Origin of the sequence: Meiothermus ruber DSM 1279 (genome assembly GCF_000024425.1) — a bacterium.
GTDB lineage: Bacteria > Deinococcota > Deinococci > Deinococcales > Thermaceae > Meiothermus > Meiothermus ruber.
Genome location: NC_013946.1, coordinates 27150 through 49601, shown reverse-complemented (window position 1 = coordinate 49601; position 22452 = coordinate 27150). Strand labels below are relative to the sequence as shown.

Below are 22452 nucleotides of genomic sequence, written 5' to 3'. Positions count from 1 at the left end.
CCATGAAACCCAATCTTACGATCCGACCCTTTGAAGAACACGATTACCCGGCCATCGCTGAGGTACTGAAGGCGGCCTGGCCCGACGAGGCCCATAGCGTAGCCGGGCTGCGCGAGGGCGACCGCCACGCCCCGGAAATTAAGTGGGGGCGCTTTGTGGCCGAGCAGGATGGGCAGGTGGTGGGGGTGGCCCATTACACCCAGTTTGAAGGCATGTACCACCCCCAAAAGTTTGCGGTCTGGGTCACGGTACACCCGAGGTTTCGCAGCCAGGGAATCGGGAAAGCGCTGTACCGGCAGGCGATGGAGGCCCTAAAGCCCCACGACCCCATCTCGATTCTGAGCACCACCCGCGAAGACCAGCCCCAGGCCATGGCCTGGCTCAAAAAGCTGGGCTACGTGGAGAAGATGAGGTATTGGGAGTCGCGCCTTGATGTGCGGAACTTCGACCTCGCTTCCTGGGCCGGCAAAATCGAGGCAGTGGAGGCCGCCGGTTTCCAGCTCAGAAGCCTGAAGGAGCTGGAGGCCGACCCCCAGCACCGGCAGAAACTCTACGACCTCTGGCTCGAGGTTCGCCAGGATGTCCCCCGCCCTGGGGAGTTGAGCGAGGTGCGCTTCGAGGACTACTGCAAATGGATTTTCGAGAGCCAGTACTACCTGCCCGAGGGCCATTTCGTGGCCGTAGACCCCCACACCGGGCAGTACGCGGCCCTGAGCACCCTCTGGAAAACCGACGGCGACTATCTGCAAACCGGCCTCACCGGCACCCGCCGGGCCTACCGCCGTAAGGGCCTGGCCCTGGCCCTCAAGCTCAAAGCCATCCAGTTCGCTCAGACCATGGGCATCCGGGAGATCCGCACCGGCAACGAGTCGAACAACCGGGCCATGCTTGCCATCAACGAGGCCCTGGGCTTTGTGAAGCAGCCCATCTGGACGGACTATGTGCTGGCGCTTGGGGAAGAGACCTCGAGCCCCGCTGAACAGGAGTTATCATGAGCTTTTCGATTCGACCCTTTACGCCCGCCGACTACCCCGAAATGGCCCGGGTACGCAACCTCATCTGGCCCGACAACCCCGTGCTAGCCGAGACCCTCAAGGCCAGCGACGAGCGCAGGAAACCCGGCCTGATCCTGCGCCGCCTGGTGGCCGAGAAAAACGGGGAGGTGGTGGGCTGGGCGTCGTTCTTTCACATGGAGTGGATCTATCACCCGCAGAAGTTCGGGGTGGGAGTCTCGGTGCATCCCACGCACCAGAACCAGGGCATCGGCACTGCCCTCTACGAGCGCATGATGCAAGAACTGCAACCCCACGACCCCATCAAGTTGCTGGCCTCCACCCGCGCCGACAAACCCGAGGCCCTGCGTTTTGCAGAAAAACGGGGCTTTCGCGAGGAGTTCCGGACCTGGGAATCGAAGCTCGAGCTGGCCAAGTTCGACCCCGCGCAGTGGGCCAAGGCCGTGGAAAAGGTGCTGGCTCAGGGCTACGAGGTCAGGAGCTTTGCCGAGCTGGCCTCCGACCCGGAGCGGGAGCACAAGATGTACGAGCTGGACAAGGAGGGCAGCCACGACGTACCGCTGCCACCCGGCGAGAGCTTCACCTTTCCTGACATGGAACGCTACTGGGAGAACGTCCGTTCCAACCCAGACTTCCGCCCTGAGCTGTGGTTCCTGGCGGTGAAGGACGGCGAGTACGCAGGCGTCTCGATGCTCTTCCACCGCCCCGCCGACAACGACCTGAATACCGGCTTCACCACAGTAAAGCGGGCGCACCGGCACAAGGGCGTCGCGCTGGCGCTCAAGGTCGCAGCGCTGACCCACGCCAAAAATCTGGGTAAAACCGCAGTCCGCACCGAGAACGCCCAGACCAACCGCTCGATGCTCGGTATTAACGAAGCCCTGGGCTTCGAGAAAATGCCCGCGTGGATTGATTTGGTAAAGGTTCTGCGCGAGGAAAACTAGTGTGCTACCGATTCTGCTTATAACTGACCGAAAAGCAACGGAAAAGACCCTCGGTCGCCCCTCAGGCCAAGTCGCTTGCGCGATTCCGGCGAAGCCGGAACCTATTCGGTGCGGCAAGTGAGTGGCGCTTTATGCGCCACTCAAGCGCAGATTTAGTATGAGTTCCAAACCTTGTACAAAGCATTCACGGGGCTATTGAATGACCTTCGACTCGAGACCTTACAGGCCTGCCGACTTAGAGCCGCTGACCGCCTTCGTGATCGAGTGCTGGCGCCGCACCCCCACACCCAGCGAGCTTATGTGCCCCGGCGACTTTGTCTGGGGCGTGCTTCAAAATGCCAGCTACAAACCCGAGGAGGGGATTCGCATTTGGGAACAGGGCGGCGCGGTGGTGGGCTTCGTGCTCCAGAAGCGAGCCAAGTTCGACCTCTACATGGCCCCGTGGCTCTCGCCGGAGGAACGGTCAGAGTTGCTTCGAGCGATGGTCACCCACGCCGAGACACACGCCCTTGGTCTCGATCCCACGGCTAGGGTCAGCACCAGCGCGGCCCGCAGCAACCTCGAGACCATCCAGACCCTACAAGCCCTCGGGTACGCCCAGAGCCCCTTCATGATGTACTTCCTCGAGCGCCCGCTGGACAAGGACATCCCCCCACCCAGGCTGCCCGAGGGCTTCGTGGTGCGCCACCTCGAGCCACATGAAATGGGGGAGCGGGTGGACATCCACCTCGAGGTCTGGCACCCTTCGCGGTTTTCCATGCAGAGTTACCTCAACATCCGCTCCGCCCCCCTCTACCGCCCCGACTTGGATCTGGTGACGGTCAGCCCCGAAGGCCGATTCGCCTCGTACTGCATCATCTGGTACGACCCGGTTAATAGGATCGGAGAGTTCGAGCCGGTGGGCACCCGCCCGACCTTCGAGGGCAGGGGCTTGGGGCGGGCGGTGCTGACCGAAGGTTTCCGCCGCCTGAAGGCGCTGGGGGCAAAGACCGCTTGCGTCGCCTGCGAGCCAGATACTTTAGAGTTCTACCAGTCCGCCGGATTCACCGAGGTCAACCAATGGCTAGACTTCAGCAAGACGCTTTGATCCGCCCCTTCACGATGCAAGCGCGCCCCCTGCTTCGCTCCGCTACGCCAACTACGCCCCGCTGTTGATCATCAACAAGAAGCTGGGGTTTGCAATGGGTACTACCCAAATCTCTTTTCGAGAACGGCTATGAAGCTAAAATCACTGGGCCTCCGCACCGAGCTGATGCTGCGTAGTTTCGAGAGCCATATCGAAGTCAAGCCCAGCTACATCGTGGTGCGCACTCCGCAAAACCCCACCTACCGCTGGGGCAACTACCTGATTTTCCAAGCGCCGCCCGAACCCGGCGATTTGCAACGCTGGAAGCAGATTTTTCACGATGAGTTGGGCTTGCTGAACCACTTTGTGTTTACCTGGGATTTTGTGAACGGTGAACAAGGGGCAGCGCAGGAATTCCTCGAGGCGGGTTTCTGGTTGGAACAAACCGTGGTACAAACAACGCAGAAGGTTCATCCCCCCCGCACCCTAAACACCCATTGCCAGTGCCGCGCCTTCCATTCGGACACCGACTGGGCGCAGTGGCTGGAAATGGCGCTGATCCAAAACGCCGCCCTGCCTGCCGAAGAACGTGAGGGCGAAGGGTATGAAATCTTTCTGAAGCACAAAGCTGCCGAGTACCGACGCATGATTGCCGCAGGTTGGGGAAACTGGTTCGGGGCGTTTGTGGGTGGGCAACTGGCAGCTTCGATGGGGTTATTTGCCAAAGACGGGCTGGGGCGTTTTCAGAGCGTGGACACCCATCCCGACTTTCGCCGCCAGGGGCTGGCTGGAACCCTGCTATACCACGTTGCCCAATACGGCTTTGGTGAGCTGGGTGCAAAAGACTTGGTGATCCTGGCCGACCTGCACTACTTCGCCAAAGACCTCTACACCTCGGTGGGGTTCCGACCCACCGAACATCTGGTCGCCCTCGAGTGGGCCTTGGCATAACACCAGCGCCTTACAAAAGCCCCGTCAGCAGCCCCAACAGCCCCCCTCCAGCAATTACGATTACCACACTCACACCGCGGTAAATCAGGTAACAGGCCAGGAGCACCCCCAGGCCCCAGAAGAGTGAGTCCACGCTGAGCTGAACCAGCACCAGAACCATGCTGGCGCCCAGGCCCATGCTGATGGGCACCAACGCCTTGCGCAGGGCCCGGCTCCACTGGGCTCTGGACATCCAGGCCCAGCCCCACACCAGCCACATGGCCCCCACCGCGCCCGGCAAGAACATGCCCAGGGCAGCGGCCAGGGCCCCGCCCAGCCCCGCAGCGCTCAGGCCATAGAACAGCACCGCCAGCATATTGGGCCCCGGTACAAACTGCCCCAGGGCAAAGCCATCGGCAAACTCCTGCCGGGTGACCCAGCCGTTGCCGATGATGACGCGGGCCATCTCGGGCAGGTTGGCCATGCCTCCGCCAAAACTAAGCACCCCAAAGCGCAGGAAGGCCAGGAAGACCTCGAGGGTTTCACCCACGGCCATCGGCCTCCATCCCCTGGCCTGCCCGATGGTGGGCCGGATTTTCTGCGGCCTCCGACCAGTACAGGCCCATCCCCACCGGCACCGTGAGCAGCAGCACCAGCAGCAGCGGCCAGTGCAGCAGGCCATAGGTCACAAACACCACCAGGGCCAGCCCGATGGCCTTGAGGGAGTCCAGCGCGATGGGGGCCTGGCGCAGCATGGTAGCCAGAATCAGCCCGATGGCCGCCGCCGCCACCCCGTTGAGGGCGTGTTCGGCCAGCGAGCCGGGCACCGCCCCAAAGCGAAAATAGGCAAAGCTCAACAGCAGCATCAGGGAGGCCCCCGGGGTCAAGACCCCCAGCAGGGCCAGCACCCCCCCCAGCACCCCACCCAGGCGCGTTCCGATGTGGGCCGCGGTGTTGGCGAACACCGGCCCCGGCAGGATGCGGCACAGCGCGGTGGTTTCCAGAAACTCCCGCTCCTCCATCCAGCGGTGCTTGAGCACGATGCTCTGATAAATCTGGGCCTGTCCACCCCCGCCAAAAGCCACCAAACCCACCTGCAAAAAAGCCAGAAACAGTCGGCTGCGCGGCACCTTCACCCTTTGGATGATACACTGTCGGGCGGTGCACTACGTCGTCGGCGACATCCACGGCTGCCTTCAGCCCCTCATCCGGCTCCTGCAACGCGAGGGCTTCATTGGCGAGGGGCTTGAGTGGATCGGGGGTTCCAATCAGCTCTGGTTCCTGGGGGACTACACCGACCGCGGCCCCGATGGGGTGGGGGTGATTGAGCTTTTGATGCGCCTGGAGCTCGAGGCTACCGCTGCCGGCGGTGCCGTGCACGCCCTTCTGGGCAATCACGACCTGATGCTGCTGGCCGCGCACCACTTTACCGATACCGAGATTCCCAGCTTCAAGCGCCAGGGCCAAAGCGTGACTTTTCGCGAGATCTGGAAACAGGTCGGCGGCCAGGCCCGGGATCTCGAGCGCCTGAACGAGGCCCATATTGAGTGGCTCTCCAACCGCCCCGCCCTGGCCCTGGTCGAAAACACCCTGCTGATGCACGCCGACAGTTTGTTTTACCTGGAATGGGGTGAGAGCCTGGCGCAGATCAACCGCAACCTGTACGACATCCTGCACTCGGACAGGGTTGAAACATGGGATCTTCTGGCCGAGCAGTTTTCCAGCCGGTTTGCTTTCCTCGAGGGGGGCACCGCCCTGACCGAGGAATTTCTGGGGCAACTGGGCGGCCACCGGCTGGTACACGGCCACACCCCTATCTACAGCCTGATTGGCTACCCGCCCCAGAGGGTGTTCTACCCGCTGGAGTACAACGATGGCCTGTGCTTCAACGTGGATCACGCCCTGTGGCGCGGTGGGCCGGGGTTTACATTCCACCTGGGCCCCTAGGCCCATAATGGCAGAGGGTATGCTACCTTATCTGCAACTCTCCGGCCCGCCCTACGAGCAAGGCCATCAGCAAGGAACCGCCTGGGCCGGGCAAATCGCCCACAACCTCGAGCTCTACTTTCACCGCTTCGAGGTGGAGTGCAAGCTCTCCCCCAGCGAGGCCCGCGAACGGGGGGCCCGCTACTTCCAGGCCATCCGGGAGCAAAACCCAGCCTACGCCCAGGGCCTCGAGGGCATCGCCGCGGGGTCGGGGCAACCCCTGGTCGATATCGCCACCCTCAACGTGCGCTACGAGATCGTCTATCATCAGTTCGCCCAGGACACCCCCCCGGTCTACCCGGCCCGCGAGGCCCCCAACGGCTGCACCGCCTTTGCCCTGATGCCCGCCCACAGCGCCGACGGCCACCTGTGGCTGGGCCAGAACTGGGACTGGATGGAAGGGGTACAGGGGGCCTTGCAGCACATCACCGAGCCCGACGGAACCCGCATCCTGGCCTTTACCGAGGCCGGTATTTTTGGTGGCAAGATCGGGCTCAACTCCCACGGTCTGGGCCTGTGCATCAACGGGCTGGTCTCGGTGGGCGACAACTGGGCCGGGCTGGGCAAACCCTTCCACCTGCGCACCTACGAGGCGTTGCGGCAAAAAACCCTGGAGGCCGCCCAGGCCGTGGTGTTGGAAGAACCCCGCACCGCCTCGGGCAATTTCCTGCTGGGGCAGGGGGCCCAGGCCGTGGATATCGAGGTCTCCCCCCAGGGCGTCTGCCGCTGGCAGGACGAGCGCCAGCTGGTGCACGCCAACCACTACCTGGCCCCCGAGCGCTACGGCATCGAGGTGCCGCCCATCGAGTGGCTCGACCGCTCGCACCACCGGGCCGAGCGCCTGGCCCTGCGGCTGGGCGAGGTGGAAAAACCCGGCCTGGAAGACCTCAAAGCGGCCCTATCCGACCGGGATGGCGCCCCTTATGCGGTCTGCCGCACCGCCAGCCCGGAGGAATACGCGCTGGGCGAGCCCTACCGCACCATCGTTTCGGTGATTATGAACCTGGGAACAAAGGAGCTCTGGATATCCGACGGGCCCCCGCACGAGAACCCCTACGTGCACTACCAGGTTTAGCCAAGCGCATCCTCCAGCGGATTAAGAAACCGCACCCCCTCCAGCACCGCCCCCGTGGGAAAGTCCTCCGAAAGCACCAGGGGCACCTGGTAGAGTCGGGCCGTGGCCCAGACCTGGGCGTCGTAGTAGCTGAGCCGGTGCTGGGTTACGCCCCGCAGGGCCTCCAGCACCACCGGCGCGGTGAGGGGAAGCACCGGAAAGGCCTGCATCAGCCGCTCGACCTCGAGCCCCACCTGTTGCGGGCTCAGGGGCGGCTCGAGGCGGCGCAGGGCTACGCTGGCAAACTCGCTCAGGGCCTGCACCGGTAGGGCTGCCCGACCCTCCTGGACTAGCTCGAGGAGCACATTGGCAGCCTGCTGCTGTTTACGGGGGTCTCGAGCATCCAGGGGGTAGATCAGGAGGTTGGTATCCACCAGATAGCGATATTTCACGTTTTCTCCCGCTCCCAGCGAGCCTCGCGGGTGTAGGCCTCCTCACGCCTGAAGCGCCATTCTGCCGGCAGGCGATGCTGTTTGGAAATCTGCTGGGCCTCCCTCAGAAAAGCCCCCAGGGCCTCCACATGACCTGGTAGGGGCGCATCCACATCTCGAAAAAATTGGTCGAGGGCCTGGCGCATCAGCTCGGCCTCGGAAAGGCCGGTCTCCCGGGCTTTTTGTTTGAGAAGCCGCTCGTGCTCGGGCCGCAGGTAGAGCTGCTTACGCACCATGACCCGATTATACATTATATACATCACATGGCGTTTGATGGGTAGGCCTCTAAAATAACGGTATGGCCCGCATCCAGGTGGCCCAGGGTGACATCACCGAGTTTGCCGGCGACGCCATCGTCAACGCAGCCAACAACCACCTCATTCTGGGAAGTGGCGTGGCCGGGGCCATCCGGCGCAGGGGCGGCCCCAGCATTCAGGGGGAGTGTGACCGCCACGGGCCCATCCGGGTGGGCGAGGCGGCCCTCACCGGGGCCGGCCAGCTACCCGTGCGCAAGGTGATTCACGCGGCGGTGCTGGGCGACCAGCCCGCTACCCTGGACACCGTCCGCAGCGCTACCCAGGCCGCCCTGCGGCTGGCCCTGGAGCACCGGCTCTACCGGCTGGCCTTTCCCCTGCTGGGCACCGGGGTGGGCGGGCTGGGCGTGCCCCAGGTGGCAGAAGTTATGCTGGACGAGCTCGAGGCCGCCCCCGACCCGCTGGAGATCACCCTGTACGGCTACAGCCAGGCCGACGCCGAGGCCATCCGGCAGGCCCTGGCCCGGCGCCGCTAACTGCCTCGCAGGCCGCGAAACAGCCGGGCGGTGTTGGCCGCCGCCGTGGCGTAGAGCAGGGCCCCCACAAAAAAAGGCAGCCCCACCAGCCAGGGGGCCACCTCGGGCCTCGCCACCACCGAAAAGAGGAACCCACCCAAAAGACCGCCCACCGCCACCGTCAGGCTTTGCAGCCCGGCCAGCGCCCCTTGCAGGGTGCCCTGCTCCTGCGGCGAGACCTCGCGGGTCAGGAAGGACTGAATGAGGGGCTGGCCCAGGTTGCTCAGGGCGGCCAGGGCGATGATGGCGTACATCATCCAGCCCTGGGTGGCCAGGCCGTACAAGGTGAAGGAGAACAGCCCCATGCTCTGGGCCAGGGTCAGGGCCCGGCGCTCCCCCAGGTGGGCCACCACGGGCCGAACCAGCCCGGCCTGGACAATCACCCCGCCCAAGCCCACCAGAAACAGCGAGAAGCCCACCTCGAGCGGCTCCCAGCCAAACTTGTAGGCGGTGTACAGCACCCACACACTCTGCAAAGACCCGAAGGCCAGAAAGATGAGCGCGAGGCTCAGGGATAACCCCCGCAGGATGGGGGTCTTGCGCAAGATCCCCAGGGCCACAAACGGGTTGAGCGAGCGGGCCTGGGTGTTGCGGTTTTCCGGCTTGAGCGACTCGGGCAGCACAAAGTAGCCATACAAAAAGTTGAGGAAGGCCAGTCCCGCCGCAAAGTAGAAAGGCAGGCGCAGGTCAATGTTGCCCAGTAGCCCGCCCAGCACCGGCCCCAGCACGAAACCCATCCCAAAGGTAGCCCCAATCAGGCCAAAGTTGCGGGCCCGCTCTTCGGGTTTGGAAATATCGGCAATGTAGGCGTTGGCGGTCGAGAGGCTGGCCCCCAATGCCCCGGCAATCACCCGCGCCGCAAACAGCACCCAGATGGACTGGGTGAGGGCGGCAATCAAGTAATCCACGGCGGTGCCCACCAGCGAGGCCAGCAGCACCGGGCGGCGCCCGTAGCGGTCGGAGAGCATGCCCAGGATGGGGCCAAAGGCGAATTGCATTACGGCGTACACCGCAAAAAACAGGCCATTGAGCCGGGCCCCGGCCTCCACGCCGCCGGCCAGGGTCTCGATGAGCTTGGGCAAGACCGGAATGACCAGACCCAGGCCCATCACGTTGATAAGTACCGAAATCAGGATGAAGGGAATAGAGGCGCTCTTCGACATGACCGCGCCATTATGACACCCGCGGCCTGGGCGGATTGGAAGCACAGGCTCATCTAGGCGATAAGCTAGTAAGCGTGCTGCTGAAGCATCTGGAAGACACCCGTTCGGTTGCCCACCGGCTCGCACACAGCCTGCCCGAAGGGGCGCTGGTGCTGCTTACGGGGCCTATGGGCGCGGGCAAAACCACCCTGGTGCAGTTCATCGCCCAGGCCCTGGGGTTTCGGGGCGAGGTGACCAGCCCCACCTACACCCTGATTCACGAATACCCCAGCCCGCAGGGCCTGATCGTGCACATTGATGCCTACCGCATGGCCGACCAGGAGGAGCTTTTTAATCTGGGCCTCGAGGACTACCTGCCCGAGGCCCGCCTGGTGTTGATCGAGTGGGGGAAGCCCGAGGTGTTTCCGGACAGCCTGGAGATCCGCCTGACCCCTACCGAGCACGGGCGGAGGCTCGAGCTCATCCCCCACGGCCGCGCATCACTTCCGAAGCTGGCCTGAGCATCCGGGCCGCCTCGCCCCAGAACCCGTCGCAGCCAGCCAGGTTTTCCTGTTCAAAAAACCATTTGCGCCCCAGGATGAGGAAAAATCCGCTGTGGGTCGTGGGGCTCTTTTTGGACGGGTGACCGGTTGGTCATATAATGGGTATGACCCATCGAGGTTAAAGGAGGTAGTTGATGCGAAAAGCCTTGTTCATCCTGACCGTTTTGCTGGGAGCGGCACTGGCCCAGGGTCAGGTCACCATCACCTACTGGCAGTACGACTTCAAAAGCAAGGTCGAGGCGGTGAATGAGCTGATCAAAAAATTCGAGGCCGCCAACCCCGGCATCAAGGTGCTGCATCAGACCTTCCCCTTCGACGCCTATCAGCAAAAGGTGGCTTCCTCGATTCCCGCGGGCCAGGGACCGGATGTGGTCAACCTGTTTTATGGCTGGCTGCCCACCTGGGTCAAGGCCGGGTATCTGCAACCCCTGCCCGCCGAGTACACCAGGGTGCTGGACAACGAGTTCTCGAGCCTGGCCCAGGCCGCCAAGGTAGGGGGCAGGCTCTACGGCATGCCCACCGCGGTGCGTTCGCTGGCCCTGTTCTACAACCGCGACCTCTTGAACGCCGCCGGCTTCAAGAACCCCCCCAAAACCTGGGACGAGTTCCTGAGCATCGCAGCCAAACTCACCGTTAAGGACGGCAACCGGTTCAGCCAGCTGGGCTACGCCATGGCCCCCGACGGGCAGGATCACCACCTGGTACGCGAGGTACTGGTTCGGCAGTTTGGCGGGCGGCCCTACTCCGACGACGGGCGCCGGGTGCTCTACGGCGATGCCGCCGGCCTCAGGGCCTTCACCTTCTACACCGACTGGTTCAAAAAGTACAACGTGGGCACCCTGGGCAACCAGTTCTTCCCCGGCAACAACGCCTACCGCGACGCCTTTATCGCCGGCCGGGTGGGCATGATTGTTGACGGCTCATTCGCCATCGGCACCATCCGCAGCGGGGCCAAGTTCAACTGGGGGGTGGCCGAGCTGCCCGTAGAAAAAGTTGGCGGTCGCAAGGTAAACTACGGCTCCTTCTGGATGCACGGCCTGACCCCCCTGGCCACCGGGCCCAAGCTGGCGGCCTCGCTCAAGTTTCTGGAGTTTTTAGTCTCCGAGGAAACCCAGCGCTACTGGCTCGAGAAGGTGGGTGAGCTGCCGGCCCGCAAGAGCCTGATCAAAGACCCCAAGCTCACGCTGGACAGGATCTTTGGCCCCTTCGTGCTCTCGCTGTCCTATGCCAAGGCCACGCCTTTTGTGGATGAAATTGGGCAGCGCAAGGTCATGACCGATGCCATCAACCGGGTGCTCCTGGAGAACAGAGACCCCGCAGAGTCCTGGCGCATAGCCGCCGCCGAGGAGCAGAAGCTGCTGGATGCCTTCTGGAAGTAGCAGGACTGAAACCCTGCAATACCCGAGCCGGGGATTCCTCGCCCAGCGGTGAGGAACCCCGGCCCTCCCAAGACCGAACGCCCGTAAGGGATCTCAGGATTCAAAGCAGCCCCTTTGAGTCCGAAATGGCATTCTCTTATGAGACCGTCTGAACCCGCCCGACGCGGCGTCTCGCTGGCCCACCGTGAGGCGCTCTGGGCCCTGGCCTTCTTAATCGTCCCGCTGGCCTTTTTCCTGTTTATCCGCATCTGGCCAGCCTTCCAGGCTTTGTGGCTCTCGCTCTTCGACTGGCACGCCGACCCCAGCCAACGGCCTTTTGTGGGCCTCGAGCACTACCATCAGATGCTGGACGACCGGCTCCTGCTCAAAGCCCTGCAAAACACACTGGCCTACACCCTGCTGGGCGTTCCGCTGCAGCTCCTGCTAGGGCTTTGCATCGCCCTCTTGCTCAACGCGGTGACGCGCTTTCGGGACGTGTTCCGGGCCATCTACTTTGCGCCCTACGTCACCCCTGCGGCTGCCATCGCCTGGGTGTTTAGCTGGATGCTATCACCCAACTTTGGCATCGTTAACGAGATTCTGGGGGTGTTTGGTATCCCGCCCCAGCCCTTCCTGACCAGCCCCTCCCAGGCCCTGGCCACAGTGACGATGGTGGTGGTGTGGCAAAACCTGGGTTTTCAGGTGGTGCTGTTTCTGGCGGGTCTGCAAAACATCCCCCGCGACTACTACGAGGCCGCTCGGATTGACGGGGCCAATAACTGGCAGCTCTTCCGCCACATCACCCTTCCGCTTTTGAACCCGGTGATGGTCTTCTCGGCGGTAATCGGCACCATCGGCTTTTTGCAGCTGTTCACCCAGGTGGTCAACCTCAACTTCACCGACCAGGGCGGGCCGCTGGGCTCCACGCTCACCCTGGCTCTGTACATCTACCAGCAAGCCTTTGCCCGGTTTGACCTGGGCTATGCTGCCGCCATCACGGTGCTGCTGTTCGTGATTATCCTGGTCATCACCCTGGTGCAACTGCGGCTGCTGTCGCGACGGGTGGAGTACTGATGAAACGCCTGTCTACCTTCCTAATCTATCTCCTGCTGACCCTGGGCAGCCTGGTGATGTTCTTTCCGTTTGTGTGGATGTTCCTGACCTCCCTCAAACCCTTCGCCGAGATTTTCGAGCTCCGGCTGCTGCCCCAGGCCCCCACCCTGGACAACTACCGCGAGGTGCTGTTCGATACGCAGTTCCCCCGCTGGTTCCTGAATAGTCTGATTGTGGCGATCATCACCACGGCCTCGGTGCTGTTCTTCGACTCGCTGGTGGGTTACACCCTGGCCAAGCTGCGCTTCCCCGGCAAGGGGTTTATCTTCGTGCTAATCCTTTCGACCCTGATGGTGCCCACCGAGATGCTGATCATCCCCTGGTATGTGATGAGCACCGAGTACGGCTGGAGCAACACCTACTGGGGTCTGCTCTTTCCGGGCCTCATCAGTGCGTTTGGGGTGTTTCTGATGCGGCAGTTTTTCGATACCCTGCCCACCGACCTGCTGGATGCCGGGCGAATAGACGGGCTGAGCGAGTTTGGGGTGTTCTGGCGCATCGCCTTCCCGCTGGTGCGTCCGGCCCTGGCGGCTTTGGGCATCTTTACCTTTCTGGGCAACTGGAACGCCTTTTTGTGGCCCCTGATTGTGGTGCAAACCGCTGATATGCGCACCGTACCGGTGGGGGTGGCGCTGTTTTCAAGCGAGGCCGGCACCGCCTGGAACCTGATTATGGCGGCCAGCAGCCTGGCGGTGCTGCCGGTGTTGCTGGTCTTCCTATTCTTCCAGCGGCAGATTATCGAGGGCGTGGTACTGACCGGGGTCAAGGGCTAGGGCCCTCCAGGGCGGGCGACAAAAACAGAGGGAAGCGCGATAGGATGGGTTTCCTGGTAATCTGGACTGGATGAAGGAAAGCCTGGGCCGCAGGATACAGCGGCAGTACCGCACGCATCTGGTCAGCTTTGCTGCAGGGGTGCTGGTGGGCGTGATGTTCGCCGACTGGCTGCGGGGCATCGTGACGGCGTTGTTTGTGCTCTTGGTGTTGCTAGCGCTGTACTTTATCTGGGTCTACTTCGATAACCTCAAGAAGCAGTGAGCCGCCTTATGGAGCTGATGACGCCCGCCCCCATCCTGGACGCACCCCCCGAGCACCTGCCCACCGGGAACCTCGAGGTGCACCTAGAAGCCAGCCCCAAAGCCCCCTCGATTGCGCGCATTGGGGTGGCCTCCCTGGGGCTCAATGGCCTGCTGGACTGGGTGGGGGCGCCGCTTCTGGAAGTATCCGGGCAGGGCTGGCAGCTCTCGCGCCTCGCGGACTGGATTCCCTGTTGGGAGAACGAGCACCTCACGGTCACGCTGCTGGCCCCCTACGGTGAACGGGGGGTGGCCCTGCACATCGAACCCCGCCTGCCGGGGCCCATTCAAGTGGCCGGCAATTTGGAGTACCTGGGCCTGCGGCGCTTCCGGGAGGAGCCGCTCGACTGCCTTTTTCGCAGCGGGCACGATACCTGGACGGGGAGCCATGTGCTGGAAGCCCGCGCCGAGCGTACGTTGCTGGCCCTGGGCCTGCAGGCCGACCCCCCGCCGCGCCACATAGATTGGGGCCTGCAGTTCGTGCTCGAGTGGGACGCCGGCCCGGTCACGCTCTACCTGGGCCTGGCCCCCGAGGCTGACGGGGCCCGCACCACCGCCCTGCACCTGCGGCGGGTGGGCTGGGAAAACCTGCTGCGCAAAACCCTGCACAAACTGGCCCTGCTGAGCACCAATTACGCTGGCCCTCTTTACGAGGTCTACCGGCGGCATCTGATTTTCAGTTATTTCTACGCCCAGGCCGACACCCTGGAGGGCGAGCCCGTGGTGCTCACCTCGAGGAGCCCCCACTACTACGTCTCGGGGGCCTACTGGGCCCGCGACGCGCTTTTGTGGTTTTTTCCGGCCCTGCTCAAGGCCGACCGCAAACGGGCAAGGGCGGTGCTGAAAGCGGTTTTCCAGCGCTACGCCCGCTGGCCGGGGGAGCACGCCCAGTACCTGGGCGGGCCGCCCCTGTATCCCGGCTTCGAGCTCGACCAGGCCGCGGCCTACCCCCTGGCCCTGGCCCGCTACCTCGAGGCCACCGGCCCCAACCCCGAGCTGGTGGCCGAGCTGCGCGAACCCCTGGCCTGGGTGTTGGCGCGGGTGGCCGAGGAAAAGCACCCCTCCCTCACCCTCTACCGCACCTTCCTCTCCCCCACCGACGACCCGGTCAGGGAGCCCTACCTGACCTACGACAACGCGCTGTGGTGCGTGGCGCTGGAACGGCTGGCCCCCTTCTGGCCGGAGGCCGAGGCGCTCAGGCTCGAGGCCCGGGCCATCCGCGAGACCCTCTACCGCCAGGCCGAGCGCAACGGACGCTTCGTTTTCAGCTTTGAGCCGGGGGGCCCCCACACCTTCGCCGACGAACCCGCGGGCAGCCTGCTGCTGCTCCCGCACCTGGGCTTTTGCAGCCGCCAGGACCCCATCTGGCAGGCCACTGCGCTGTGGATTCTGGGAAGCGACAACCCCCACCACTACAAAGGGCGCTTCCCCGGCGAGGGCTCGGCCCATTTTCCCTTTCCCTCGGGCTTTGGCCTGGCCAACCGGATTCTCTCGGGGCTGATGCGGCCGGCAGGGGACGCGCTCATGATCCTCGAGCAGGCCCCCCTCGATCAGGGCTACGCCTGCGAGTCCTTCGACCCCGAGACCGGCCAGGCCCGCACCGGGGTGGGGTTTGCTGCGCTGGCCGGTTTTATTGCCTACGCGCTGGCCGCGGGCAAAGACCCCAAAGGGGCTACCGTATAGCCAGCCAGGTCAGAAGCAACAGAACACCAAGGCCCGTCAACGCCACGGTCAAGGCCGCGCTGCGGGTTTTGCGGAAGTACAGCGAGAGCACGAAGCCCGTAAGCGCCACCAGCAACAAAAACCCGCCCGAGAGGTCAATCAGCCAGGCCCAGGCCGGGCCAGCATCGCGCCCGCGGTGCAGATCGTTCAGGACGGCTACCGGCCCCTGGGCCACCACCTTGAGGGTATAGCTGCCGTCGGCCCGGCTAATGAAGGCATCGGCGGCATAGCCGGGGGCGCGGAAGCTGATGGAAGCCTCCTGGTCGTCGGCGCGGGTATCGTTCACCCGACCCCTCAGGCCGTGGGCAGCCCGCAAGGCCTCGGCGGCTTTGAGCCAGTTGATCTCGCCCCCTTGCTGCCAGCCCTGGGGCAGGGTGCCCTGGTAGGTGTGGATGGTCTGGGTATTGCCAAATACCCACTCGGGGTGGTTGAGGGTGATGCCGGTAGCGGCAAAAAACAGCACCACCAGCAGGCTCAACATAGAAGCGTAGAGGTGCAGCCAGCGGGCCAGGGCATAAACCCTCGAGCGCAGTGGTTTCTGCGCTTTTTCCACTGGCATCCTAACCCTGCCGGTCATAGGAAAGGCTCACCTCCTTAAGCTCGCCGGCCACGTTGTAGCTGCGCTTGAAGGGGGTCTGGGCCAGGATGACTTTTTCGCGGAACAGCTCGTAGGGGCCATGCTCGCGCACCAGCTCAACGCACACGTAATAGTCACCCTGATTAACCAGGTTGCCCTTGTCGTCCTTGCCGTCCCAGCTCAGGGTGTAGCGCCCCGGCATCCGGGTGGGGCCCGAGACGGCCTCGGTGGGCTCATTGCTGCGGTACCAGCGCCGGAGTTCGTTGAGCCAGCGCGGGCCCTTGCGGGACTGCTCAAACCAGACCGCCAGGGTGCGCACCGGCAGGCCCTGGGCGTCCTCGAGCCAGACCGCCACATAGGGCGGGCGGTAGCGAAAACCGTTCCCCACAAACTCGAAGGTAATGTCCAGCTTCATGCCGGCCCAGCGAGTCTGGGCCAGGCTTTGGCCGGCCCACAGGGTAAGCACCAGGCCAATGCTGCGGTGTATAAAGTTTCGACGGCTGATCAAGGAACGCTTCATCGGGTCACCTCGGTTTCTTCTTGTGCAAAGCGGGGGTTGGTGTGGGTGCGCCCGTTGGCCTCCACCAATAAGCAGCCCACCCCAAATACCTCGGCCAGGGCCAGGCTGAGCATGGGCTCGAGCACACAGAAAGCCGTGGCCAGCACATCGGCGGTGGCCGCGTCTGGGGCCACCACCGTGGCCTGCACCACCTGGGTGGCAGGCCGGGCCGTGCGGGGGTCGAACAGATGCGCTCCCCGCTGCGAGCGCCCGCTGGTGGCCACCCCCTGGCTGCAGATCGTGAGGCGGGCCAGCGGCAGGGCGTTGTCGGCCCCAGCCCAGGGGTTGGCCACCGCAACCCGCACCGGCTGCGACCCGATATGCCGGATCTCCCCGCCCAGGTTGAGCAGCACCTCTTCGGCCCCCTGGGCCACCGCGGCCTGGGCCGCGCGGTCGGCGATATGCCCTTTGGCCAGGGCGTTGAGGGTGAGGGGCAGCGCGGTGAGCTTGTGGGCCGTGCGGCCCTCCAGCCGCCACAAGGGGCCCTGGAGGGCCCGGCGCAGGGCCTCGAGTTCGCCCTCGGCGGGCTCGGGGTTTTGCCTGTATAAAGCCTGGATGGCCGCAGCCGCCGGGTTAAAGGCCCCGTGGGTGTGGGCCATCCAGCCCTCGGCGGCGCGCAGCAAGGCCTGGAGCTCGGGCGAAAGCTGGGCTACGCCCTGGGCCTGCCAGCGCGCGAACTCGGATTCGGGCGAAAAGCTACTGAAGATGCGCTCGAGGCGATCGATCTCAGCCAGAACGGCGGCCTCGGCGGCGCGGGCTTGCTGCGAACCCCGGGCGCGCACCTGAAGGGTCAGGGTCGTGCCCAGCACCCCCTCGTAGTGGGCCTGGTGCCGGTACGGGCGCGGTTTGAACAGGGCCAGCGGCATCACGGGTTCTCCTTTCCGCGGGGAAGTATCCCCGTGCGGCATAAGGTTTGCGTAAAAAAAGGATGGAGTTTTGGTGAAGGCTAGAGGTTCAGTCCAATATCAAAGGTAGCGGCATAGCCCTGCCCGCTCTGGGTCAGGTTGAGCAAAAGCTGGCTCCCCCCGTTGCGGTAGATGCTGTCGTTGGCGTTGCGGGTGCGGGTGCCCGTTTTCACATAGGGCGGGTTGGCAAAAATGCGGTCGCTCAGGGCATCGTCGAAGAAGAGCTGCGAGGTGAAGTCGCGGTTCTGGTAGCGAATTTTGAAGTGGATGTGCACGGTGCGGCCCGGATACCAGCCGGGGTAGATGGTGGTGAACTGGGCCACCCCCTGGGCATCGGTAATCTGGTAGCCGCGCAGCCACTTCTGCCCGCGGGTGTCGGCGAAGCGATCCTGTACCCCGGAGTAGAGGCCCTGGGCGTCGCACTGCCAGATGTCCACCATGGCCCCCGGCAGTGGGGTGCATCCGCTGGCCGAGACCCTCGAGACCACAAAGCGCAGGCTCAGGGGCACCCCTGGCTTCACCACCCCCGTGGTGGGGTCGGAGCGGATATCGGAGCGGTTGAGCTGGACATCCACAAAGTAGGGCCCCTCGGTCAGGGCCGGGCGCACAATGCAGGAAGGCAGGGCGTTGTTCTGGGCTGCGGCCCTCTGTCCATTCATTAGCCCACCCACCCCGGCCAGCCCGCCCAGGCCCAGGGCGGCCAGCACCTTACGGCGGTTCAGAATCGTTCCAATCGGTTTATCGTCGTTATCCATTTTGGCCCTCCTTTTTTCCAACATTTTCTAGATAAACGGTGGCAAACGGGTTAGGAAGGCGGGGTTCACCTTTGCACAGCGAATCCCGCCCGCTGCTATCCGCTCAGGTTCTTCTTGAGGGTCTCGAACTCGGCCTGGCTGATCTCGCCTTTGGCATAGCGCTCGCGGGCGATCTCCAGGGCCCGGTCGGGGGCCGCTTTGCTGCCATTGGTGGGGCTGCGCAACAGTCGCACAATCAGCACCGCCACCAGCGCAATCAGTCCGAGCAACAGCAGGGCCCACAGCACATCGTCCATCCAGCCAAAGCCGTAGTAGCCAAAGCCATCCCAACGTCCACGGTAATCCATCATCCACATACTGCGCCTCCCACCGCAAAAAAGTGGTTTCGGGTAAGCCTCTGCTTTTGTAGTAAGGGCGTGTGGCCGAAGCTTCAACCACACGCCCGACTTCTACCACCGGACAGGGCCTAGCGCCCCCGCCCCCGGGGGCCGTCCCAGTCACCCCGGCCCCCCAGGCCCATGCGCAGTTGCACCGGCTGGGCCACAAAGGCCTTGGCCACAGCCTGGCTGCTGGCCTTGAGGGTATTGGCCTGCTCGGCAGTAAGCCGCCCGGCCTGCACGGCCTGGTCAATGGCCTGGTTGCGGGCGGTGACCAGGGCCGCCTCGAGGGCCGCTGGGGTCTTGCCGAGGTCGGTGGCCACCTGGGCCAGGGTCTTGGTACCACCGCTCAGCACCGCCAGCTCGGCGGGGGTGACCCCCAGGAACTGGGCCGCGCTCCAGTACAGGTTGCCAATCAGGCCCTTGGGCGCGGCCATGCGCTGCATGGCCCTGGGCTGCATCGGGGTGGGCTGGGGCGCCGGGGTTTGCTGGGCAAAGGCGCCCGCTACCGCCAGGCTCGAGACCACCAACAGGGTTTTTAGCGTTTTGTTCATACTCTCCTCCTTGCGGAAAGCCCTCTGGCTTTCCCGAGAAGAAGTCTGGGGCAGGGCGGTTACGGAGCAGTTACGGCTCGCTGAGAGGCTCTCTCATCTACAAGAAGCCCGTGCCTAAGCAGTTTTGACCTATAACCCACCCATAACCCCTACAATGCAAGCTATAGGCATGCGGCTCTTGCTGGTCGAAGACGAGCCCAACATCGCCCGCCCGGTTCTGCGGGCGCTGGAGGCCCAGGGGCACCAGGTGCGCCATGCGCCCGACCTGACCACGGCCCGTGCGCTGCTGGCCGAGGCCGAGCCCGACCTGATGATTCTGGACGTGCGCCTGCCCGAGTCGGAGGACGGGGGGTTTATTCTGGCCCGTGAAGCCCGCGCCGCCGGCTACAAAGGCCCCATTCTCTTCATGACCGCCCGCGACGCCCTGGCCGACCGGGTGATGGGTCTGGACGAAGGCGGTGACGACTACGTGGTCAAACCCTTCGACCTGCCCGAGCTTCTGGCGCGGGTGCGGGCTTTGCTGCGCCGGATGAGCGAGGTCAAACAAAGCCGGGTGCAGTTGGGCCCCCTCGAGCTCGACCTCGCCGACCGCAGCGTGCGCTGGGAGGGGCGGCTGGTGGAGCTATCCGGGCGGGAGTACGCGCTGCTGGAACGGCTGGCCCTGTTTCCGGGCCGGGTCTACAGCCCCGAGGAGCTGCTCGACCTGATCTGGGGGGAGGAAGCCTCCGATACCGGGGTGGTCAAGGTGTGTGTACACCACCTGCGCAACAAGCTGGATAGCCGCGTGGTGCGCACGGTGCCGGGGGGCTACCGGCTGGGGGTGGAGCCATGAGCCTGCGGCTGCGCCTGGCCCTGTTTATCGCCCTGGCTATTGCCCTGGCCCTGCTGGTGCAGGGGTTTTTAGGGTACGCCAGCTTCGAGCGCTTGCAGATGGGCAACCTCGAGCGCGACCTGAACGCCTACCTGGCCCGCATCGCCGACCAGCTCGAGGGCCGCCGGGGCCCCCCGCGGCTATTTAGGCGCGATCGGGACGGCGATTCCGGCACCGAGTGGATGGAGCGCCTGCGCGACAACACGCCCCCGCTTCCCCTTCCCAACCCCGCGCCGGTGGGCACCATCGCCCATGCACGGCTGGTGCAGGGGCAGGTGGTGCTGCGGGAGTGGGGGAGTTTCCCCGACGAAATACCGCTGGACAACCGCCCCGAGGCCCGGCTCGAGCAGAACTGGCTCTACCGTAGCGTGCGCCTGGGCCCCGAACTTTACCTGCAGGGGGCGCTCGAGGCCAGCCAGGTGCGGGCCAGCCTGGCCGGCTACCAGCAGACCGTGCTGTTCACCGCCCTGGTGGTGGCACTCCTGGGGGCCTGGGTGGCCTGGCTGGTAAGCGGGCCGGCCCTGCGGCCCCTGCGCCACCTCCAGCAGGCCGCCCGCCGGGTGGCCGACTCGGGCGACCTGAGCCTGCGGGTGCCCGCCGAGGGCAGCGGGGAGCTCCTGCACCTGAGCCAGACCTTCAACCAGATGCTCGAGCGGCTCTCGGCCTTCCGCCAACGCGAGACCGAGTTCACCCGCAACGCTGCCCACGAGCTGCGCACCCCCCTGACCTCGCTGCGCTTGCAGCTCGACGCACTGCAACAGGGGCTGGCCTCGCCCGAGGAGACCCTATCGGTGGTGCGGGAGGAGGTGGAGCGCATGACCCACCTGAGCGAGTCGCTCCTGACCCTGGCGCGGGAGGGCCGGGGGCAGCGGGTGGGGCTGGACGTGGCCCAGCTAGCCCAGGAGGTCGCACAAAAAGCGGGCGTGCCCTACCAGGGGCCCCTTCACCTGGAAACCTCCGGCGACCCCTTTCTGCTGCGCCAGGCCCTGGAAAACCTGCTCTCCAACGCCCAGAAGTACGCCCCGGGGGCCCCGGTGCGGCTCGAGCTGGCCCACTCCGACGACCACCGGTTCGCCATTCTGCGGGTACAGGACGAAGGGCCGGGCATGCCGCCCGAGGTGCTCAAACGGGCCGCCGAGCCCTTCTACCGCGCCCCCGGCACCCGGGTGCCGGGCAACGGCCTGGGCCTGAGTGTGGCGGCCCAGGTAGCCCAGGTACACGAGGGCCGCTTGGAGCTCAGGAACCTCGAGCCCCGCGGGCTTGCAGCCGAGCTGTGGATCCGGATTCAACCGGCCTGATGAAGCGGCAGGCGCACCTCGAAAACTGCCCCGCCCTCGGGACGGTTGCGGGCCGTCACCGTTCCTTTGTGCAGCTCCACCAGGGCCTTGACGATGGAGAGCCCCAGCCCGCTGCCGCCGGTGGCCCTGGAGCGCGAGGCCTCGGCCCGGTAGAAACGGTCGAAGACCTTGTTCAGGGCTTCCGCGGGGATGCCCGGGCCGCTGTCCAGCACCCGCAAGCGGGCCTGCGCAGCCTCGGCGGCCACCTCGAGCCCAATCCACCCCCCGGCCGGGGTGTGACCCAGGGCGTTGGAGAGCAGGTTCCCGATCACCTGGGCCAGCCGGTCAGAATCGGCCCGCACCAGGACGGGCCCTTCGGGCAGCCGCCGCTCGAGCGTAATCCGCTTGGCCTCCAGAGCCGCCTGAAAGGTGTCGGCCATCCGGTCGGCCAGCTCAGCCAGGTTGAGGGGCTGCAAGGTCAGGTTGAGCCGCCCCGCATCGGCCAGCGAAAGGGTGCGCAGGTCTTCAACCAGGCGCGAGAGCAGCCGGGCCTGCTGGTGCAGCCGGTCTACCTCGCTCATCTCCAGGGGCATGACCCCATCCTGGATGGCCTCGAGGCGGCCCTGCATCACCGTGAGGGGGGTGCGCAGCTCGTGGGCAATATCGGCAATCATGGCCCGGCGCTCGGCCTCGAGCCGCTCCAAAGCCTCGGCCATCTGGTCGAAGTTGCGGGCCAGCCGGGCCACCTCGTCCTCGCCCGGCTGGGGGCCCACCCGGGCCTTGAGGTCGCCCTGGGCCAGGCGGCCTGCGGCATCGGAAATGGCCTCGATGGGCCGCGCAATCCGCCGGGCAAAGATCAGCGCCAGCAGCACCCCCAGGCCGGTCGCGGCCAGGCTCGCAATCAGCAGGTTCTGCTGCAACCGGGTCTCCAGGTTGGGCCGCCGCAGGCGGGGCGGCGGCTGCACCCGAATCTCGGTGCCCGAACCATCGGGCAGGCTCAGCACAAAGACCGGGTTGGGGTTCTCAGGGTCGGGGTTGGGCTCGAGCCGCACGCGAATCTCCTGGCCGGAAAGCAGCACATCGCGCAGCTCCGAAGGGAAACCCAGCGCCGGCAGGCGGCTATCGCTGCGCCGCAGGATATCGCGCACCTCGGCGGGCAGCTCCCGGAAGGTGCGCTCGCGCTGGTAGGTGTTGAGACCCACCGTGAGCAGGCTGGTCGCCACCACCACCAGCGCCATCAGCAGGCTTAGTCGAACCTCGATACGATTGAAAAAGCGCATAGGTTTTCAGGGG

27 protein-coding genes are annotated in these 22452 nt (G+C 64.9%); 15 read left to right on the top strand and 12 right to left on the bottom strand.

The window, feature by feature from the left end; translation table 11 throughout:
- Positions 1-2: 2 nt before the first annotated feature.
- The 4 genes from MRUB_RS00290 (at position 3) to MRUB_RS00275 (ending at position 3974) form a co-directional block, all read left to right on the top strand.
- Entirely contained in the window at positions 3-995 is a 993-nt protein-coding gene (locus MRUB_RS00290) for a GNAT family N-acetyltransferase (protein WP_013012358.1), read from the top strand.
- Complete coding sequence (locus MRUB_RS00285) at positions 992-1957, top strand: GNAT family N-acetyltransferase (protein ID WP_013012357.1); 966 nt, start codon at positions 992-994, stop codon at positions 1955-1957. Before MRUB_RS00290 ends, MRUB_RS00285 begins: the two co-directional genes overlap by 4 nt.
- Positions 1958-2156: 199 nt before the next feature.
- Positions 2157-3044 (top strand): GNAT family N-acetyltransferase, encoded by an 888-nt coding sequence (locus MRUB_RS00280; RefSeq protein ID WP_013012356.1) that lies wholly within the window; start codon positions 2157-2159, stop codon positions 3042-3044.
- A gap of 129 nt (positions 3045-3173) precedes the next feature.
- On the top strand, positions 3174-3974 hold the full coding sequence (locus MRUB_RS00275) for a GNAT family N-acetyltransferase (protein WP_013012355.1): 801 nt from the start codon (positions 3174-3176) through the stop codon (positions 3972-3974).
- 10 nt (positions 3975-3984) lie between these two features.
- On the opposite strand, the gene MRUB_RS00270 is transcribed toward MRUB_RS00275, so the two are convergent.
- Together MRUB_RS00270 and MRUB_RS00265 are read right to left on the bottom strand one after the other, a co-directional pair.
- A complete protein-coding gene (locus tag MRUB_RS00270; protein WP_015586586.1) occupies positions 3985-4509 on the bottom strand; it encodes a chromate transporter in 525 nt (174 codons plus the stop codon).
- Positions 4496-5089, bottom strand: coding sequence for a chromate transporter (locus tag MRUB_RS00265; RefSeq protein ID WP_015586587.1), 594 nt, complete (start codon positions 5087-5089; stop codon positions 4496-4498). The genes MRUB_RS00270 and MRUB_RS00265 overlap by 14 nt, the downstream gene beginning before the upstream one ends.
- Before the next feature lie 25 nt (positions 5090-5114).
- Here MRUB_RS00265 and MRUB_RS00260 point away from each other — a divergent pair, with 25 nt between their 5' ends.
- A complete protein-coding gene (locus MRUB_RS00260; protein ID WP_015586588.1) occupies positions 5115-5900 on the top strand; it encodes a metallophosphoesterase family protein in 786 nt (261 codons plus the stop codon).
- A 19-nt stretch (positions 5901-5919) separates the two neighbouring features.
- On the top strand, positions 5920-7014 hold the full coding sequence (locus MRUB_RS00255) for a C45 family autoproteolytic acyltransferase/hydrolase (RefSeq protein WP_015586589.1): 1095 nt from the start codon (positions 5920-5922) through the stop codon (positions 7012-7014).
- On the opposite strand, the gene MRUB_RS00250 is transcribed toward MRUB_RS00255, so the two are convergent.
- Complete coding sequence (locus tag MRUB_RS00250; protein WP_013012350.1) at positions 7011-7445, bottom strand: PIN domain-containing protein; 435 nt, start codon at positions 7443-7445, stop codon at positions 7011-7013. The two genes, MRUB_RS00255 and MRUB_RS00250, sit on opposite strands and share 4 nt — an antisense overlap.
- On the bottom strand, positions 7442-7720 hold the full coding sequence (locus tag MRUB_RS00245) for a hypothetical protein (protein WP_015586590.1): 279 nt from the start codon (positions 7718-7720) through the stop codon (positions 7442-7444). Before MRUB_RS00245 ends, MRUB_RS00250 begins: the two co-directional genes overlap by 4 nt.
- Before the next feature lie 62 nt (positions 7721-7782).
- On the opposite strand from MRUB_RS00245, the gene MRUB_RS00240 reads away from it, so the two are divergent.
- Positions 7783-8274: a macro domain-containing protein gene (locus MRUB_RS00240; RefSeq protein WP_013012348.1), complete on the top strand. Its 492-nt coding sequence runs from the start codon at positions 7783-7785 to the stop codon at positions 8272-8274.
- On the opposite strand, the gene MRUB_RS00235 is transcribed toward MRUB_RS00240, so the two are convergent.
- Entirely contained in the window at positions 8271-9476 is a 1206-nt protein-coding gene (locus MRUB_RS00235; RefSeq protein ID WP_013012347.1) for a TCR/Tet family MFS transporter, read from the bottom strand. The genes MRUB_RS00240 and MRUB_RS00235 overlap by 4 nt on opposite strands.
- Positions 9477-9550: 74 nt before the next feature.
- Between MRUB_RS00235 and tsaE the strand changes: the two genes are divergently transcribed.
- The 6 genes from tsaE to MRUB_RS00205 all read left to right on the top strand — a co-directional run bounded on the left by tsaE (position 9551) and on the right by MRUB_RS00205 (position 15245).
- Positions 9551-9976, top strand: a complete 426-nt coding sequence (gene tsaE / locus MRUB_RS00230) for a tRNA (adenosine(37)-N6)-threonylcarbamoyltransferase complex ATPase subunit type 1 TsaE (protein WP_013012346.1) — start codon at positions 9551-9553, stop codon at positions 9974-9976.
- Positions 9977-10152: 176 nt separating this feature from the next.
- On the top strand, positions 10153-11397 hold the full coding sequence (locus MRUB_RS00225) for an extracellular solute-binding protein (protein WP_013012345.1): 1245 nt from the start codon (positions 10153-10155) through the stop codon (positions 11395-11397).
- A gap of 138 nt (positions 11398-11535) precedes the next feature.
- On the top strand, positions 11536-12450 hold the full coding sequence (locus tag MRUB_RS00220; protein ID WP_013012344.1) for a carbohydrate ABC transporter permease: 915 nt from the start codon (positions 11536-11538) through the stop codon (positions 12448-12450).
- A complete protein-coding gene (locus MRUB_RS00215) occupies positions 12450-13262 on the top strand; it encodes a carbohydrate ABC transporter permease (protein ID WP_013012343.1) in 813 nt (270 codons plus the stop codon). Before MRUB_RS00220 ends, MRUB_RS00215 begins: the two co-directional genes overlap by 1 nt.
- Before the next feature lie 70 nt (positions 13263-13332).
- Complete coding sequence (locus MRUB_RS00210) at positions 13333-13524, top strand: hypothetical protein (RefSeq protein WP_013012342.1); 192 nt, start codon at positions 13333-13335, stop codon at positions 13522-13524.
- A gap of 8 nt (positions 13525-13532) precedes the next feature.
- Complete coding sequence (locus tag MRUB_RS00205; protein ID WP_013012341.1) at positions 13533-15245, top strand: glycoside hydrolase family 125 protein; 1713 nt, start codon at positions 13533-13535, stop codon at positions 15243-15245.
- Here the strand turns inward: MRUB_RS00205 and MRUB_RS00200 are convergent.
- From MRUB_RS00200 to MRUB_RS00175, 6 genes are all read right to left on the bottom strand, one after another.
- Positions 15235-15861, bottom strand: coding sequence for a PepSY-associated TM helix domain-containing protein (locus tag MRUB_RS00200; RefSeq protein WP_013012340.1), 627 nt, complete (start codon positions 15859-15861; stop codon positions 15235-15237). The genes MRUB_RS00205 and MRUB_RS00200 overlap by 11 nt on opposite strands.
- Positions 15845-16381: a DUF2271 domain-containing protein gene (locus MRUB_RS00195; RefSeq protein WP_013012339.1), complete on the bottom strand. Its 537-nt coding sequence runs from the start codon at positions 16379-16381 to the stop codon at positions 15845-15847. The genes MRUB_RS00200 and MRUB_RS00195 overlap by 17 nt, the downstream gene beginning before the upstream one ends.
- Positions 16378-17286 carry an FAD:protein FMN transferase gene (locus MRUB_RS00190; protein WP_013012338.1) on the bottom strand — a complete coding sequence of 303 codons (909 nt, stop codon included), beginning with the start codon at positions 17284-17286 and terminating at the stop codon, positions 16378-16380. Before MRUB_RS00190 ends, MRUB_RS00195 begins: the two co-directional genes overlap by 4 nt.
- A gap of 80 nt (positions 17287-17366) precedes the next feature.
- Complete coding sequence (locus tag MRUB_RS00185; protein ID WP_013012337.1) at positions 17367-18080, bottom strand: intradiol ring-cleavage dioxygenase; 714 nt, start codon at positions 18078-18080, stop codon at positions 17367-17369.
- A gap of 95 nt (positions 18081-18175) precedes the next feature.
- On the bottom strand, positions 18176-18436 hold the full coding sequence (locus MRUB_RS00180; RefSeq protein ID WP_013012336.1) for an SHOCT domain-containing protein: 261 nt from the start codon (positions 18434-18436) through the stop codon (positions 18176-18178).
- A 110-nt stretch (positions 18437-18546) separates the two neighbouring features.
- On the bottom strand, positions 18547-19011 hold the full coding sequence (locus MRUB_RS00175; protein ID WP_013012335.1) for a hypothetical protein: 465 nt from the start codon (positions 19009-19011) through the stop codon (positions 18547-18549).
- A gap of 169 nt (positions 19012-19180) precedes the next feature.
- Here MRUB_RS00175 and MRUB_RS00170 point away from each other — a divergent pair, with 169 nt between their 5' ends.
- Together MRUB_RS00170 and MRUB_RS00165 are read left to right on the top strand one after the other, a co-directional pair.
- Positions 19181-19843 (top strand): response regulator transcription factor, encoded by a 663-nt coding sequence (locus MRUB_RS00170; protein ID WP_013012334.1) that lies wholly within the window; start codon positions 19181-19183, stop codon positions 19841-19843.
- Positions 19840-21180: a sensor histidine kinase gene (locus tag MRUB_RS00165; protein WP_013012333.1), complete on the top strand. Its 1341-nt coding sequence runs from the start codon at positions 19840-19842 to the stop codon at positions 21178-21180. Before MRUB_RS00170 ends, MRUB_RS00165 begins: the two co-directional genes overlap by 4 nt.
- Here MRUB_RS00165 and MRUB_RS00160 read toward each other — a convergent pair.
- Positions 21168-22439 carry a sensor histidine kinase gene (locus tag MRUB_RS00160; RefSeq protein WP_013012332.1) on the bottom strand — a complete coding sequence of 424 codons (1272 nt, stop codon included), beginning with the start codon at positions 22437-22439 and terminating at the stop codon, positions 21168-21170. The genes MRUB_RS00165 and MRUB_RS00160 overlap by 13 nt on opposite strands.
- Positions 22440-22452 lie beyond the last annotated feature (13 nt).